The 14,824-nt window shown below is 49.8% G+C and carries 14 protein-coding genes; 12 read left to right on the top strand and 2 right to left on the bottom strand.

The genetic code is table 11. The annotated features are described in order from the left end of the window. Window positions 1-3 precede the first annotated feature (3 nt). The 4 genes from pepV (at window position 4) to FD28_RS12760 (ending at window position 3,106) form a co-directional block, all read left to right on the top strand. On the top strand, window positions 4-1,404 hold the full coding sequence (pepV, locus tag FD28_RS12775; protein WP_057735432.1) for a dipeptidase PepV: 1,401 nt from the start codon (window positions 4-6) through the stop codon (window positions 1,402-1,404). Window positions 1,405-1,437: 33 nt separating this feature from the next. Next, on the top strand, window positions 1,438-1,935 hold the full coding sequence (locus tag FD28_RS12770) for a universal stress protein (RefSeq protein ID WP_057735431.1): 498 nt from the start codon (window positions 1,438-1,440) through the stop codon (window positions 1,933-1,935). Between the two features lie 228 nt (window positions 1,936-2,163). After that, the gene (locus FD28_RS12765; protein WP_057735430.1) at window positions 2,164-2,475 is read left to right on the top strand and encodes a PadR family transcriptional regulator; all 312 of its coding nucleotides are present in this window, start codon (window positions 2,164-2,166) and stop codon (window positions 2,473-2,475) included. 19 nt (window positions 2,476-2,494) lie between these two features. After that, complete coding sequence (locus FD28_RS12760) at window positions 2,495-3,106, top strand: DUF2812 domain-containing protein (protein ID WP_057735429.1); 612 nt, start codon at window positions 2,495-2,497, stop codon at window positions 3,104-3,106. Between the two features lie 85 nt (window positions 3,107-3,191). Here the strand turns inward: FD28_RS12760 and FD28_RS12755 are convergent, their stop codons facing one another. Both FD28_RS12755 and FD28_RS12750 read right to left on the bottom strand, forming a co-directional pair. Continuing rightward, entirely contained in the window at window positions 3,192-3,458 is a 267-nt protein-coding gene (locus FD28_RS12755; RefSeq protein WP_235806908.1) for a PepSY domain-containing protein, read from the bottom strand. A 423-nt stretch (window positions 3,459-3,881) separates the two neighbouring features. Continuing rightward, on the bottom strand, window positions 3,882-4,358 hold the full coding sequence (locus FD28_RS12750) for a hypothetical protein (protein ID WP_057735427.1): 477 nt from the start codon (window positions 4,356-4,358) through the stop codon (window positions 3,882-3,884). 140 nt (window positions 4,359-4,498) lie between these two features. Here FD28_RS12750 and FD28_RS12745 point away from each other — a divergent pair, with 140 nt between their 5' ends. The 8 genes from FD28_RS12745 (at window position 4,499) to pnuC (ending at window position 14,662) form a co-directional block, all read left to right on the top strand. Beyond that, a complete protein-coding gene (locus FD28_RS12745; protein WP_057735426.1) occupies window positions 4,499-5,896 on the top strand; it encodes a MucBP domain-containing protein in 1,398 nt (465 codons plus the stop codon). A 283-nt stretch (window positions 5,897-6,179) separates the two neighbouring features. Continuing rightward, window positions 6,180-6,512, top strand: coding sequence for a thioredoxin family protein (locus FD28_RS12740; RefSeq protein WP_057735425.1), 333 nt, complete (start codon window positions 6,180-6,182; stop codon window positions 6,510-6,512). Window positions 6,513-6,533: 21 nt separating this feature from the next. Beyond that, on the top strand, window positions 6,534-7,175 hold the full coding sequence (gene ytpR, locus FD28_RS12735) for a YtpR family tRNA-binding protein (protein ID WP_057735424.1): 642 nt from the start codon (window positions 6,534-6,536) through the stop codon (window positions 7,173-7,175). A gap of 428 nt (window positions 7,176-7,603) precedes the next feature. Further along, complete coding sequence (locus FD28_RS12730) at window positions 7,604-10,618, top strand: DNA translocase FtsK (RefSeq protein WP_057735423.1); 3,015 nt, start codon at window positions 7,604-7,606, stop codon at window positions 10,616-10,618. A gap of 139 nt (window positions 10,619-10,757) precedes the next feature. Further along, window positions 10,758-12,089, top strand: a complete 1,332-nt coding sequence (gene murC / locus FD28_RS12725; RefSeq protein WP_057735422.1) for a UDP-N-acetylmuramate--L-alanine ligase — start codon at window positions 10,758-10,760, stop codon at window positions 12,087-12,089. 416 nt (window positions 12,090-12,505) lie between these two features. Beyond that, window positions 12,506-13,168, top strand: coding sequence for a Crp/Fnr family transcriptional regulator (locus FD28_RS12720; protein ID WP_057735421.1), 663 nt, complete (start codon window positions 12,506-12,508; stop codon window positions 13,166-13,168). Window positions 13,169-13,170: 2 nt separating this feature from the next. Then, the gene (locus FD28_RS12715; protein ID WP_057735420.1) at window positions 13,171-13,896 is read left to right on the top strand and encodes a nucleoside phosphorylase; all 726 of its coding nucleotides are present in this window, start codon (window positions 13,171-13,173) and stop codon (window positions 13,894-13,896) included. Window positions 13,897-13,936: 40 nt separating this feature from the next. After that, window positions 13,937-14,662, top strand: coding sequence for a nicotinamide riboside transporter PnuC (gene pnuC / locus FD28_RS12710; RefSeq protein ID WP_057735419.1), 726 nt, complete (start codon window positions 13,937-13,939; stop codon window positions 14,660-14,662). Window positions 14,663-14,824: the final 162 nt, after the last annotated feature.

The raw sequence follows: 14,824 nt of genomic DNA, 5'->3' as shown, positions 1-14,824 counted from the left end.
ATCATGGCAATTGATTGGCAACAGCTATCTGAACAATACCGCGAGGCTTACGTCGCTGACCTGACGACATTAGTCGGCATCGACAGTGCACGAGATGATTCTAAGGCAACCACAGACTATCCGCTCGGCCCTGGCCCAGCCAAAGCCCTAATCGCCTTTTTAGGCTTGGCCGAACGCGACGGCTTTAAAGTCAAGAACCTCGATAATTTAGTCGGTTACGTTGAATTCGGTGAAGGTGACGAAACGCTGGCCATCTTAGGCCATGCCGACACCATGCCCGGTGGTAAGGGGTGGCATACCGATCCCTTTACGTTGACCAAGAAGGACGGCAACCTGTATGGTCGTGGGACCTCTGACGACAAGGGACCAGCACTGGCCGCTTACTATGGCTTAAAGATGATGAAGGATCAAGGCATCAAGCCAACCAAGAAGATTCGTTTCATCATTGGGACGGATGAAGAGAGTGATTGGACGGGGATGCACCATTACCTCGATCTGGAACCAGCACCAACGCTGGGCTTCTCACCCGATGCTGAATTCCCCCTAATCAACGGTGAAAAAGGAAACGTGACTTTTGAAAGCCACTTTGCTGGGGCCAATGGCGGTAGCGTAACCTTACGCGAATTCGATGCCGGTTTGCGGGAGAACATGGTGCCTCGGGATGCCGAAGCCACGGTAGAAACCGCCGATGCCGACCAATTAGTCGCCGATTTCAAGACCTTCCTGGATCAAGCGCCCGTTACTGGAACGGTTGAAGCCGATGCTGCGGGCCTACATTTCCAAGTGATTGGGAAAGCCGCACACGGGATGGAACCCAAGAATGGGATCAACGCGGGGACTTACCTGGCCAGCTTCCTGACGGCTTACGACTTTGGTGGCGACGCCGAAGACTTCCTGGCCTTATTGGCCAACCAATTGCATGACGATTCACGGGCCCACAAGCTCGGGATTGCCTTTAACGATAAGATTATGGGCGACCTGACGATGAACGTGGGAATCATGACGTTTACCGCCGACAAGGGTGGCCTGATCAACACCAACTTCCGTTACCCAACGGGCATTGGTGCAGCGGAGATCTTAGTGGGGCTGCAAAAGGCGACTGAAATGATGAACGTTGAGATCAAGCAGGACCGTGAAATGGTACCGCACTACGTTGATCCTAGCGATCCAATTGTCACAACGCTGATGGACGTTTACCGGCAACAGACCGGTGACCTAGACGCCCAACCAGAAGTTGTGGGTGGTGGGACTTACGGTCGGTTGATGAAGCGTGGTGTTGCCTTTGGGGCATTGTTCCCTGGCACAAAAGACACGATGCACCAAGCCGATGAGTTCCAACCAGAAGATGATTTAATTAAGGCGATGTCCATTTACGGGCAGGCGACCTATGAACTAACGAAATAGGGTGACGAGAGCACCCACAAGGGAGTGGTAAAGATGTCCGAACGCTACGAGCGAATTCTAGTTGGGGTGGACGGTTCCCGGCAAGCAAAACGCGCGGTGGAAAAAGCCATTGCGGTTGCTGTCAGAAACGAAGCTGATCTGATTATTGTCACCATCATGACGGGTGGCGATTACGTTGGAATCGGCAACAATACCAAAGTCGGTTTCGGCTTTGTGGATCAGGAAGTCATGGATGAGGCCCGCCAACGTTCGGAACAGACCGTCGACGCGTACCGGAAGCAAGCAAAAAAGGCCGGGGTCAAACACGTTGAAACGTCCGTGTTCTACGGACATCCCAACATTGACCTGGCCAAGACCTTGCCACAGGAATACGATGCCGATTTGATCATGATTGGGGCCATTGGGTCCAACGTGGTCGAACGCATGTTGATGGGCTCCACGGCCAGTGCGGTGGTGGCTAATGCGGTGACGGATGTTCTGATTGTCCGCACGGATTTGTCGAATCATTCTAGCAAATTTAAACACGTTTAGGCTGTCGACCAATGCGTTTGGTTGGCGATGGTGAGAAGCGTTAAAGAAAGGACTGCCTGTGAGGGGCGGTCCTTTTTGTTTTGCCGATGGGATGACTGGCGAACCGGATTTTTAAACGGCCCCGGGTTGGTTTCCCTTGACTAAAAGACTATAAGCAGTTAGACTGTATATAGTCGAACTGTATATAGTTCAACTTTACATGTGATGGAGTGAGGTGGGAGAAGAAGTATGGCACGAAATGAAAATTTACCGCTAACTGAAACAACGTATTACATCCTGCTGGCCCTCACCCAGCCACGCCATGGTTACGCCGCCATTCAAGAGATTGAACGGCTGAGTCAGGGAACCGTTAAAGTGGCAGCGGGCACCATGTATGGCGCAATAGAGAACTTGTTGAAGCTGAAGTGGATCAAAGAGGTTCCTAGCAGCGATAAGCGCCGGCGGGTGTATCGTATCACTGAAACCGGTCAGTCAATGTTGCAATTGGAAACGCAACGCTTACGGGGCTTGGGGAAGCTGGCTGAGACGTTCGGCTATTAGGTCTGGGGAGGAAAGGAATATGAAAAAATTTCACGTGTTTTTGAACCTTAATGACGAGGAGAACTGGATTAATACGATTCAGGAAGAGGGATACCGCTTGGATTGGGTCAATCCGTTCCTTCATTGCTACACGTTCCAACCGCTGACTGCCGACGATCAATTCAACCCCTATACGCGGTTGGATTTCCGGGATAAGGGCATGAGTCGGCGGAACTACCAAGACTATCGTCAATTTTTTAGCGATAGTGGTTGGCGGTTAGTTGCCGGGAGTCGCCACGGTGGCATTCAATATCTTCAGCAGAAAACAATGACTTCGGATCGCGATATCTTTTCCGATGAGCGTTCCAGGATCAGAATACAGCGGCGATTCGGTCGGTTCAGTCTTTTTTATGCGACCTTTTTTCTGAGTTACGTCTTCGCCTATTGGAAGATGACAGGTAGCATTAATTTTCTTGATATTCGAAATTGGTACTTAACGCCGGGACTGTGGCAAATGCAAGGGGAATGGTTCTGGAAAGCCATCATTTTTGAAACGCCATTTGCGGTCATGCGTGTGGTACCTCTATTTATTTTTCTGGTTGTCGGCATCTATTATCTGTGTCGGGCAATTCGAAATGGTTATCAGCAGTGATTAGATAGTCATGGTCATACGAGGCGTATACAAAAAATGGCACGTTGAAATTTCAACGTGTCATTTGTGTTTAGATCGTATTCAATTAAAGACGATGAATATCAAGGATACTTCCAGTATTTGCATCTGCGACGAATTGGTATTGGACCAACTGGTCGTCTTCGTAGCGGGTAATGCCGCCATAGTAGACGCGTGATTTCACCGCGAATTTTTGGAAAGGTACCGCGTGTTTCTCGATCCAGGCGCCCTCAATAGGGGATTCTTGGCGGAACTGATGCTTGACCTGTTCCAAGATGTTGTCCGGATTCAAGCGCGAGCCACCACCAAAGAAGCGCGTGATGAAAATGCCCATGAGACCTCCGAGTACACCGGTAAGGCTCAGTTGATAAAGTTGTCCGTTTCTAGCAGTCATCCTACCGCCTCCTTAGCAGTTGTGTTATCAAACGTGTAAACGTTCCATCTGCCCCTAGTATAGCAATGTTTGTCTGGAAGTTCCCGTAAAAAGGTAGAAAAGTTGGGAAAATAATATTGTCGTTAGTATACGTAGAATTGAGCGAGATGTAAAGCTTGAAAATGGTGATTTAATTTGCGTGGCCTTTTTGGCTTGCGACCTAACCTATATATGAAATGAAGGTTGATTCCGTGAACGGTTAAGGATAAATTATAAGTATAGGTCTTGTGACAGACTCAACGGAATGGATAGTCTAAAAATTACGCCACATAGGTCCATTGCGAGTTAGGAAAGGGCATCAGTTCGAACGGGTTAATTATAAATTTAAATACCAGACGCAAAGATGAGCCAAATCACGACTAAGAATGTCCCTAGCATGGATCCAACGGCCTTATAGCCATTTTTACCCGAAATATGTTGATGGCCTATTCGAAAGGTAATCATCCAATAGAGAAAGAAAAAGATGATAAAGGTGTCCGCCCAGAGGGTATTAGTCAAAGTGAAATCTGCGATAAAGATGATGGCGACACCAAACTTTTCCCATTCCGATAGATTCTTGAAAGAAAAGCTGTTAATACTATCGATATCCACGTTAGCGCTAGGGGTGCTGGGGGCTTTCCAATCACGGAACAGGACTATCCCGAGAGAGAGGACGCACCAGCCGAGACAGAAGCTAGCGCCAATAGCCGCTGCTTGGGTTAAATGAAATGCACCGATCTTCCACCTCGTCAGTATTACAAGGGATAGTAGGTTAAGAAAAAGGGTACTTAATGTGAGCCATTTTAGGGTGGTTAGCTTCATTTACGAGTCTCCTGTCAGATTACAGTCCGTTTAGAATAGGTCATACATTAATTCAGTGAACTAATTTTAACATACCCGCACCTGCCTTTATTCATATTATTTTACGATCACGTCTTACATCAAGACACAGGAGGTTTCAGATGAATAAACAGAGACCATCAAGTCAAACACGAACCGCCCATGTCGGCCAGAAACGTTGCCAATATTTAGCCTTACTAGGACTTTCCCTGTTTTCAGTGGCGTTGGTTCAAGAAAAAGCCGTCACCGCGCAAGCCGCTGTATCTCGTGCGCCGGCCAGTACGGTTGTTACGCATGTCGCACCGGTAAGCGAAGCGTCACCTGCAGCACCAGTGGCGGCGCCCGCAGCGTCTAAGCTGACTAACGACGATGAGCCAGAGGGTGAGCAACCACAGGAAAAGCCGACACCATCGGAATCCGTTACGGACAGTCAGGGAGCAAAGTCGGATTCGCAGGAGAATTCTTTAGCCAAATCTAACCTCGTTAAGCAGGATAGCACTGAGAGTGAGGAGGCAACCAATAGCGAACAGCCAACGGGCGAAGACAGCGATCATTCAGCGCCAATGTATAAATTGACGGCTGATCCGACCCCAATACCTTATAAAGAACAAGTTACCAGTGAGACACCGGCAACGACAACCAACACGACACCAGCAAAGGCGGCGAAAGGGAAGGTCTATGTTCGCTACGTGACCGATCATGGTGGCGAATTGCTCAAAAAGGTTATGACGGGTCACGTTGGGGAAAAATTCACGGCTGAGAGCTTAAAATTTACGACTGGCGACGATAAGGATTTCATGTTGACAGGGGCTTCACGGATCAGTGGCATTTACAGCACCAAAGCACAAACGGTGACCTTTGTTTATCGGATTCCGTGGGTTCGGGCCACGTCTAAAAATGGGCTGAATATTTTCACCATTACTTACGGGGATGGCAGCTTGAAGTCCGTTCAAATCTACGACGGGGATTTTGAAATCGACCTGGTTAAGGATGCTCAAGGCCGGCCAGTGGCTTTACTGCAGGTGATGGGTGTGCCCGTGGGCAAAAGGACTTATTTCTCGGCGAATGAGGTGATTCATCGCGGCAAGTCCTTTGGTCTCCTCAATACGAAGAAATACAGCTATATCTTTGGAAAAGCCGATGGTGGAAGTATCGTAAAAGTTCTGAAAATCAATCAGGAGACCGGTCGTTTGACGGTTCAAAATATATCGTCACAATTTGAAGCGGATCAAGCAGCCAAAGCATTGGCTATTGAGCAGAGCACAACGTTTGAAAAATTTTGGCATCAGCTAGTAGCTAGCCAGCAACAGGACGAGGGAGCATCCTATCAGAATGCTGGCACAGCGCTTGTCTCAAGGAACCAAGCGATTAGACAATCGGAAATTAATGGTGCTTCGGAGATACCTGCGAGTCTGCCACAGACCTCTGAGAAAACCGCTAAAATTTCGATGTTAGGCTATGTTGGGTTATTCGTTTTAGGCGTCATGGGTTTCTGGGTTAAAAGGGAAAGACAACGGTGAGCGTAGCGACTTAGTGAGAGGCGCGTGTATGGCAGATTTTGTCGACAGGCGTGAATTTGCCTAACCGTCTAGACCGGGCGGTGTGATCGCGTACAATTTAAAATGCGTCTGAACATGGTGAGTACGCCCATTTAGAAGGAACCAGGAGATGCGTGGTTGCGGGCGCCTACATAATTTAGTAACGAATAGTAAGCAGTTTAGGCTAAAACTTTGTAATCCCCCAGCCACATTGCTATAATGATGATTGTGTATTTTTTAAACTTAAATAAAGGAGTGCTTACCTATGGAACAATTACCCAAAATGTCAGCCGCTGATCTGAAAGACGTCGTTAAAGACGGTAAAACCATGTTATTCTTCTCTGCTACCTGGTGCCCGGATTGCGCCTTCATCAAGCCAGCAATGCCCGACATTGAAGCTGAATATCCTGATTTTAAGTTTATCGCGGTTGACCGTGATGAGAACATCGACCTGGCTGTCGAACTGAACGTTTTCGGCATTCCAAGTTTCATTGCCTACGCAAATGGGGATGAAATTGGCCGATTGGTCAACAAAGATCGTAAGACTAAGGCTGAAGTTGAAGAATTTATCAATTCATTGGCAACTAACGCCGATTAAAACCGTTGGAAAGGATCCCACATGTTAATTGCTAGTTACAATCCCCAAGAATTAGGGGACACTTTGATTGTTATCGTTGCGCAAGACACACCCCAACAAGCCCACACCGTTCGCGATGGTATCGCCCGAATTTACGATACCGAAACGGAAAAGACGTTAGGCTACAATTTCTTGGCCATTTCCAAGATTTTACCGAACATTAGTGGCAACGGCCAAGTGATGTTGACGGTTGATGATGTTGCTGCACTGAACGCTGCTTTGGAAAAGGCCGGCTTCAACGGCGAACTGGTCGCCCAAACGGAATCCAAGTTTATCGTGGGTTACGTCAAGACGGCGACACCACATCCCGACTCCGATCACTTACTGGTGACGGATACGGTCGTGGACAACGACAAGTCCGTTCAGATTGTCAGTGGTTCACCTAACATGCAGGCGGACATCAAGGTTGTGGTGGCCAAGGTTGGTGCCATGATGCCTAATGGTCTGATTATCTGGCCGGGTGCCTTACGGGGCGTGGAAAGTGATGGGATGATCTGCTCTGGTCGTGAGTTGGGCTTAGCCAACGCACCACAGAAGCCAGGTGCCCTGATTCTACCGGATGACTACGAAGTTGGCGAACCGTTTGATTTCGAACGGGGCCAAACTATCTTCTCAGCCTCATAAATTGCTTAAGAAACATTACGAAAGCGGGTTTGCCCTTGTCGGCACCCCGCTTTTTTGTGTACAATAGGGGAGATTGACTTTAACCACTCTGAGTGAGTTGGTTAATTGTATAAAACTATCGTCTTTGTATTGGTCAACCGAACCGTCATTTGTGGTTAAATGCTGCATGGTAGCTATCGAGATAGCTGGTCGCGTTTAAGCTCATATTCGGTGAACGGTAGACAGCCAGTTTTAACAAGGTTGCCGGTCAAAGAAAGAACGTTACGATTAGAGAATCATCTGAGTAAGCCATAAAACTAGCCAGTACGTGCTAGATTAAAAAAGATTATTAGGGAATGAGTTAACCAGCCGCTGAAGTTAGGCGGTGTCTCCTCCCGTAGTGTTGAAATTCGGCAGGTGCGGTGTGCACCCGTCAAGGAGGAAGAAACATGGAGCACTATGATGGACCAGCCTTTTTCCGGAAATTTGCGGTAAAGCCGAGCCCCGAACAATTAGAAGATACCACGCATGAGCGGGCTCAACGTTCCGTCAATCAGCGGCGTGAACGGAACGACCGTTTGCGTCAGCGTGAGGCACGAGAGGCCGAACGAAAGCAGGCCGAACAACCGCGTGCGGCAGCGCCCGCCACGCCCACGCCTGCTGAGCCGGAAGTGGCACCTAGTAGCGCGGCTGACAATTATCGGCCTTTTCAAGTAACGCCAATTCCCAAGCAATTGCATTGGTCACAGCCAACCTCTGAATCACGTCGACGTTATCGCCGGTTAGTTGCCAGCTTAGAGAAAACGGACCGTAGTTTTCTCTTATTTGGCACGGCCGATGATAACGTTGCACCGGAAACGCCGGTAACTGCTAGCCAAGCCAGTCAGCCAACTGCTGATACAAATGAGCCAGTGGAAAGTCAAAATTCGGCAGCACAGTCCGAGTCGATGACCGGTGACACGGCATCGGTTGAGAAGCGTCGGTCAGCCGAATCAGCCAGCACTACTGAATCCGCCACAGCCAATGCGGCGGCAACAACGGCGCCGGCTACAGATTCCGATCAAACTACGGCATCATCGAGCAGTTCTGATCAGATGGAATCAGCGAAAAGCGTGACGGCTGACTCAAGTGCGGCCGCTACAGCGAGCGTTGAAACCGAAACTGAACTTAAAACCACAGCAACAGAATCCGCAAGCCAACCCGTCGCTGCGACTGACGAATCAGTCCGTAGCACGCCGGTCACGCCAGCGGCGCCGACCGAAGTCTTTTATCCAACGCAGCCTCGTTCAGTCGAAACGGCAAATGAGCCTGAAAGTCATGATCGTGTGGCGACCGTTGCCAGCGACAGTCGGGCAGGGGACTATCTGCCAGTGGGGACGGTTAAGTCGGCGCCTACGGATCAGACGGCCCCAGCAAACGATCAAGCTACTGCCAATTTAACGACTTCGGATGCGGTAATGTCGACGTCTGACAGCGAATCAGCTGCATCACAGGCCACGACTTCAGCCGCACCGGCACAGCCGCACGTTAGCTCGGCAGCGATCGTCCGGTCAACCGCCCATTTGGTCGTCAGTTCCGCGGCGGGTGTACCGGCGAGTGTAGCGTCAGCCAGCCATCAACCAGCAGTAACCGCTGATTCGACGGCTAATCATCTGTCGACCTCCGTTGCCGACCTCGGGACCAGTGCATCGGCAGCGACGTCACAGACGGCCACGTCAGCGGCGGTCTCTAGCGAAGACCCGGCGTCATCAGTATCGGCAAGCAATCAGGCTCAGCGACCGGCCGAGGTTAACCAACTTCTTGACCGGGCGAATGCCGATCAGACGGCGCCACGGTCAACGGCACCATCCGCTGCCAAACCGAGTGCTAAGCCTAAAGCCAAGCCGGCTCGTGGCCTCGGACACTCCCTGGGCGACATTATGCAAGAAGAGGGGAATGACCAGCGCAATCTGGCATTATTTGATCGTCCCGATGCCGCGCCGGCCACGACCGAAGCGGCCGCTGACCAATCGGAGCGGGGTTATCATTTCCCAGACGTGAGCCTATTGCCCAAACCCGTGGTACCCGATGAGGAAGCCCTGGACGAATGGATCGAACATCAAGCCGAGGTTCTCGATGCCACGTTGAGCGCCTTTCACGTGGATGCTCACGTCACGGACTGGACGGTCGGACCAACGGTAACTCAGTTCCAGATTAGCCTGGCTCTCGGGGTTAAGGTCAACAAGATTACCAATCTAAACGATGATCTGAAGCTGGCTTTGGCTGCCAAGGATATCCGGATCGAAGCGCCAATCCCTGGTAAGACCACGGTGGGAATTGAAATTCCGAACGTGAAGTCGCGACCAGTTATGTTATCTGAAATTTTGAATTCACCCGCCTTTAAGAACAGTGAATCGCCGTTGACGGTGGCCCTCGGGGTCGACCTATTTGGTAAGCCACAAGTCACCGATCTGCGGAAGATGCCACATGGGCTGATTGCCGGGGCCACGGGTTCCGGGAAGAGTGTGTTCATCAACTCCTTACTCCTGTCGATCCTCTACAAGGCAACGCCGGCCCAGGTCAAGCTCTTATTGATTGATCCTAAGGCCGTTGAAATGGCGCCATATGACGCTCTGCCACACCTGTTGTCGCCGGTTATTTCCGATCCTAAGGCGGCCGCCGCGGCACTGAAGTGGGTCGTGACCGAGATGGATCAACGCTACGAAAAGTTGGCCGCGGCCGGGGTTCGTAACATCGAACAGTTCAACGATCGTGCCGATGCCAATGATGAACCTTCCTTGAAGATGCCGTACATCGTCATTATTATTGATGAATTGGCAGACTTGATGATGATGGCAGCCAGTGAAGTGCAAGACTACATTGTTCGGATCACGCAAAAGGCGCGTGCTGCCGGGATTCATTTGCTGGTTGCCACGCAACGGCCAAGTGTCGACATCGTCACTGGGACCATCAAGAACAACATTCCCACGCGGATTGCCTTCATGGTTTCCAGCCAGATCGATTCACGGACCATTCTGGATACGGCCGGTGCCGAAAGCCTGCTAGGTCGCGGGGATATGCTGTACCTGGGTAATGGGGCCAGTCAACCGATGCGTCTACAGGGGGCCTTTGTGGAATCCGAAGTCGATGCCATTACGGACTTTGTACGGACGCAGGGGAAACCGCATTATGCGTTTGAACCGAAGGGGTTATTGCAACGCGAAACGGCTGAAGAGAACCAAGATGAGCTGTTACCCAAGGTGCTTGACTATATCGCGCAAGAAAAATCGGTTTCAACGTCGAAATTGCAACGGGTCTTCTCAATTGGCTACAATCGCGCAGCTAATCTGATCGATGACCTGGAAAAGAGTCACTATGTGTCACCGCAACATGGATCGAAGCCACGTGAGGTCTATCTCACGCCGGAAGACTTGGGTAAGGATTTGCCTGAGCCGCACGACAAGGATGCACCATTTTCATCATAAGATGAATAGTCGTCACTGCCCTTTAATTGGTCTCCATCTTTTAAGGGGTGGGGGGATATGCTAGAATGGAAAGAGAGTCACTCGCACGGTGGGCGAAATCCCGTGGCCTGACCGCAAAGAGTAGAAAAGAGGATCATTAATGGATAACGCAACGGTTTATCATTTTGTTGGAATTAAAGGATCAGGGATGAGTGCCCTTGCCCTGATTTTACATGATAAGGGATTCAAGGTTCAGGGTTCAGACATTACCCAGTACACGTTTACGCAACGTGGCTTGGAACAGGCTGGCATCAAAGTCATGGGCTTTGACGAAGCGAACATTCACGAAGGCCTCACTGTGATTGCAGGGAACTCCTTCACGGATGACCATCCAGAAATCAAGAAGGCCCGCACCATGGGTCTCCCCGTTTACCGTTACCATGAATTTTTAGGTCACTTAATCGAAGGTTACACCAGTATTGGGGTTGCCGGTGCGCATGGGAAGACCAGCACGACTGGTTTGCTTTCTCACGTCTTAAGTGGTGTTGCCCCAACCTCTTACCTGATTGGTGATGGGACCGGGAAAGGGACGCCCAATGCCCGTTTCTTCGTCTACGAAGCCGACGAATACCGGCGTCACTTCCTGGCAACGAAGCCAGATTATGCCATCATGACGAACATTGACTTCGATCACCCAGACTATTACACGGGGATCGATGACGTATACAGTGCCTTTGAAACTTGGGCTAACCAAGTGAAGAAGGGGATTTTCGCCTGGGGCGATGATCCTGAGTTGCGGAAGCTGAAGACGGACGTCCCCGTCTACTACTACGGGACCAACGATCGCGATGACTTCCAAGCTAAGAACATCAAGCGTTCTACCACGGGTTCAACCTTTGACGTCTACCATGACGGGAAGAACCTCGGCAACTTTGAAATTCACTTGTACGGTGAACACAACGTGCTGAACAGTTTGGCCGTGATTGCGGTATCTTACTTCGAAAAGGTCAACATGGATGAAATCAAGCGCGAATTGGCTGATTTCAAGGGCGTTAAGCGTCGGTTCACGGAACGGAAGTTGGCCGACATGACGATCATCGACGACTACGCGCACCATCCATCCGAAATCAAGGCAACGTTGGATGCCGCACGGCAAAAGTACCCGGACAAGGAGATCATTGCGGTCTTCCAGCCCCATACGTTTAGCCGGACCATCGCGTTGATGGACGACTTTGCGAAGAGCCTGAACCTGGCTGATAAGGTCTTTCTGACCAACATCTTCAGTTCTGCGCGTGAGACGCAAGGCGCTGTCTCCAGTAAGGATTTGGCCGCTAAGATTGTTAAGGGTGGCGAGATTCTGACGGTGGACAACATGTCACCACTGTTGGACTTCCATGACGCCGTTGTGGTCTTCATGGGCGCCGGTGACGTGCAGAAGTACGAACGGGCTTACGAAGAATTACTGAGTCATTTATCTTTAAAGAATAACTAAATTTGAGACTTTTGAGGTATCCGCTGGCACTGTCGGCGGGTACTTTTTTTATAGATGACGCGGGTTAAGAAAACGGGCCATCTATTGATACAAACGAAATTTTGGCGATTTCAGTCTCACTTAATTTGCAGTTGTCCAATTGGGTCGGTCATATCTAGGGCATGGCGCCAAGGTTTCAACGCAATTAGTAATTGACGAGATAACCGGTTATTCCTAGAATGAAAAGCAGAGTTATCGTGAAATGTAGCCTAATTGGATGCGGTTTCATAGCCGGTCAAATTTGTCGAGGACATCTGTCCCGTAAAACGCTAAAATAGACTTAATTTTCACGTGAAAGCGGATACATTTGAAGAATCACGTCATTGGGATTCTGGTGTTATTTTGCTAATCTTATCTTGTAAGGAGCTGTTTGAGTAATGATGAATGACGTGTTTGCGCTGGTGGATCGCACACCGGCCGTGCAACAGTTATTGCGGACTTGCCCGTTACACATTGTCAATGACTTTCAGATTGAGCACTATGCGGTGGATGATTTCCAGTTTTTACAAGGGACACAATACGATAATACTTATATTCTGGTTGAAGGTAAGGTAAAAATTTATCTGATGTCAGCCGGTGGCAAGGCCGTTGCCCTCGATATTTATGAACAGGGTGCTTTTATCGGTGAGCAGGAAGCCTTGCTGGATAAGCCTTACAGCGCCTCGGTGATTAATCTAACCCCCGTGACGGTCCTGAAAATTCCTAACGATCAGTTCAAAGTCTGGCTGAAAGAAGACCAATACTTTTCGCAGAAATTGATTTACAATTTATCTATGCAGATTTATACCTTGACCAACCGGACGGAACGCTATAGCTTGCATTCGGCGTTGGACCAGGCGATTTCGTCGCTGATTTGGTCAACACGCCGGAATCAGGTGATTACGCGAACCAACCTGCTCAATGAAGTTGATACGTCGAGTCGCAATCTCAATCGCATTCTCAAACAGCTGCGAGACTTGGATGTGATTAAGATCAATAAGTCTCAGATCGTCGTTACAGATTTGCCACAGCTCATCACGATTCTAAGAAATGAGGGATAGACATGACGGAACCAGAACCACATACGCAGTTATTGCCAACCATTAATACGGATAGTGCCATTATTATGGGCGACCCAGCACGGGTTGATCGGAGTCGTCGTTTTCTGGAAAACGTTGAGGATTGGGCCTTTAACCGGGAATACAAGTCGATCCTGGGGACGTATCAGGGCAAACGCATCCTGATCATGTCCACGGGAATTGGGGCACCTTCGACGGGGATCGCCATTGAGGAACTCAACAACGTCGGTGTCAAGAAGGTTATCCGGGTTGGTTCGGCCGGTGCCATGCAACCGGGGATTGATTTGGGCAAGCTCATTATTGGGGAGGGTGTCGTCAGAGACGATGGCCTGACCGGGAAATACGTGCCTAACATCTACCCTGCCGTACCTGCCTTTCGGTTAATGGCGTTGGCTCACTACTATGCGCCGGAAGCCTACTACGGCATCATTCGGTCGCACGATGGCTTCTACATGGATGACAACGCCCAAAACGAGGCCTTCTGGTCCGCCAAGGGCATTTTAGGGGCAGATATGGAGTCTGGTGCTATGATGGTGATTGGGCGGCAACGGGGCTTAGAAACGCTGTCGATCCTCAATAATGTGGTGTTATATGAGGGCGATCTGGCCGCGGGCGTGAGTGATCTGAGCAATGGGGATGATCTGATGGCTCAGGGCGAGACCGATTCCATCAAGCTAGCGTTAAATATTTTAAGCGACCAGTCATTGTAAGGGGTACCACATATAAGGACAGTGAAAAGGGGAATGCAATATGGATAATGCTAAACAACATAACTGGTGGTATAACCAGCTCTTCACGAATTGGAAAAAATTTGAAGTCATCTACGTCTCAATCTTGATTCTACTGCAACTGGTGGTCTACATGATCGTGCCGGATAGCTTTATCGGGATGATTTCTGGGGTCGGCGGTGTGCTGTGCCTGGTTTACGGGATGAAGGGCCGGAAGATTTCATTTATCTTTGGTCTGGTACAGTGTTTGGCCATGACGTATGTCGCTTGGATCAGCCACGCTTATGGGTCTTTTGCTATGGATATTATTTATGTTATTTCACAACCCATCGGCTGGTACATGTGGGGTCACGATGACGCCACCCATTCCTTCCAGAAGAACACGCGGCGGTGGATCTTCATTGGCGCATTCGTTGCTTGGGCCATTGGCTGGGTCGTTCTGGCCGCTTTAAACGGTCAACTGCCATACTTTGACTCCGTGAACTTCGTGGTCAGCATCATTGCACAGTTGCTTTACATTCTGAAATACAAGGAAAACTGGTCCTTATGGATTGTGGTCAACATTGCCAACGTTTTGTACTGGAGTATCCTGACGGTTCAGATTTTGATTGGGGCGACGAGCATCGGGTCACTCGGGGCGAACCTGTCACAGGTGGCTTTACAGGCGGCACTCCTGTTCAACTCGATTTACGCTAACAAGGTTTGGGCCAGCGGTGAAGCTGACAATGAAGGTGGTGCGGGTAAATAGTTGTCCGCAATATAAACTTAATAATTCGGATTTTACGGGGGAACGGCGCGGGTCGTTCCCTTTTTTGCTGGGTTTGTCCGCGACAGATTACTTGTATTTGGTCACGGATTTGATAGAATATACTCTAATAAACCCAGAAGTTGTGCCGCAATTGGGTGGCAC

The organism is Levilactobacillus hammesii DSM 16381 (assembly GCF_001434395.1).
Classification (GTDB): Bacteria; Bacillota; Bacilli; order Lactobacillales; family Lactobacillaceae; genus Levilactobacillus; species Levilactobacillus hammesii.
The sequence above is the reverse complement of the archived record's forward strand: the minus strand, read 5'-3'. Positions and strand labels throughout refer to the sequence as shown.

What these genes read in the sequence shown, in the direction of transcription:
- murC (WP_057735422.1), top strand. Translation starts at nt 10,758, where the DNA reads ATGGATAACGCAACGGTTTATCATTTTGTTGGAATTAAAGGATCAGGG.
- FD28_RS12740 (WP_057735425.1), top strand. Translation starts at nt 6,180, where the DNA reads ATGGAACAATTACCCAAAATGTCAGCCGCTGATCTGAAAGACGTCGTT.
- FD28_RS12755 (WP_235806908.1), bottom strand. Translation starts at nt 3,458, where the DNA reads ATGGGCATTTTCATCACGCGCTTCTTTGGTGGTGGCTCGCGCTTGAAT.
- FD28_RS12730 (WP_057735423.1), top strand. Translation starts at nt 7,604, where the DNA reads ATGGAGCACTATGATGGACCAGCCTTTTTCCGGAAATTTGCGGTAAAG.
- FD28_RS12760 (WP_057735429.1), top strand. Translation starts at nt 2,495, where the DNA reads ATGAAAAAATTTCACGTGTTTTTGAACCTTAATGACGAGGAGAACTGG.
- FD28_RS12770 (WP_057735431.1), top strand. Translation starts at nt 1,438, where the DNA reads ATGTCCGAACGCTACGAGCGAATTCTAGTTGGGGTGGACGGTTCCCGG.
- FD28_RS12720 (WP_057735421.1), top strand. Translation starts at nt 12,506, where the DNA reads ATGATGAATGACGTGTTTGCGCTGGTGGATCGCACACCGGCCGTGCAA.
- pnuC (WP_057735419.1), top strand. Translation starts at nt 13,937, where the DNA reads ATGGATAATGCTAAACAACATAACTGGTGGTATAACCAGCTCTTCACG.
- ytpR (WP_057735424.1), top strand. Translation starts at nt 6,534, where the DNA reads ATGTTAATTGCTAGTTACAATCCCCAAGAATTAGGGGACACTTTGATT.
- FD28_RS12765 (WP_057735430.1), top strand. Translation starts at nt 2,164, where the DNA reads ATGGCACGAAATGAAAATTTACCGCTAACTGAAACAACGTATTACATC.
- FD28_RS12745 (WP_057735426.1), top strand. Translation starts at nt 4,499, where the DNA reads ATGAATAAACAGAGACCATCAAGTCAAACACGAACCGCCCATGTCGGC.
- FD28_RS12750 (WP_057735427.1), bottom strand. Translation starts at nt 4,358, where the DNA reads ATGAAGCTAACCACCCTAAAATGGCTCACATTAAGTACCCTTTTTCTT.
- FD28_RS12715 (WP_057735420.1), top strand. Translation starts at nt 13,171, where the DNA reads ATGACGGAACCAGAACCACATACGCAGTTATTGCCAACCATTAATACG.
- pepV (WP_057735432.1), top strand. Translation starts at nt 4, where the DNA reads ATGGCAATTGATTGGCAACAGCTATCTGAACAATACCGCGAGGCTTAC.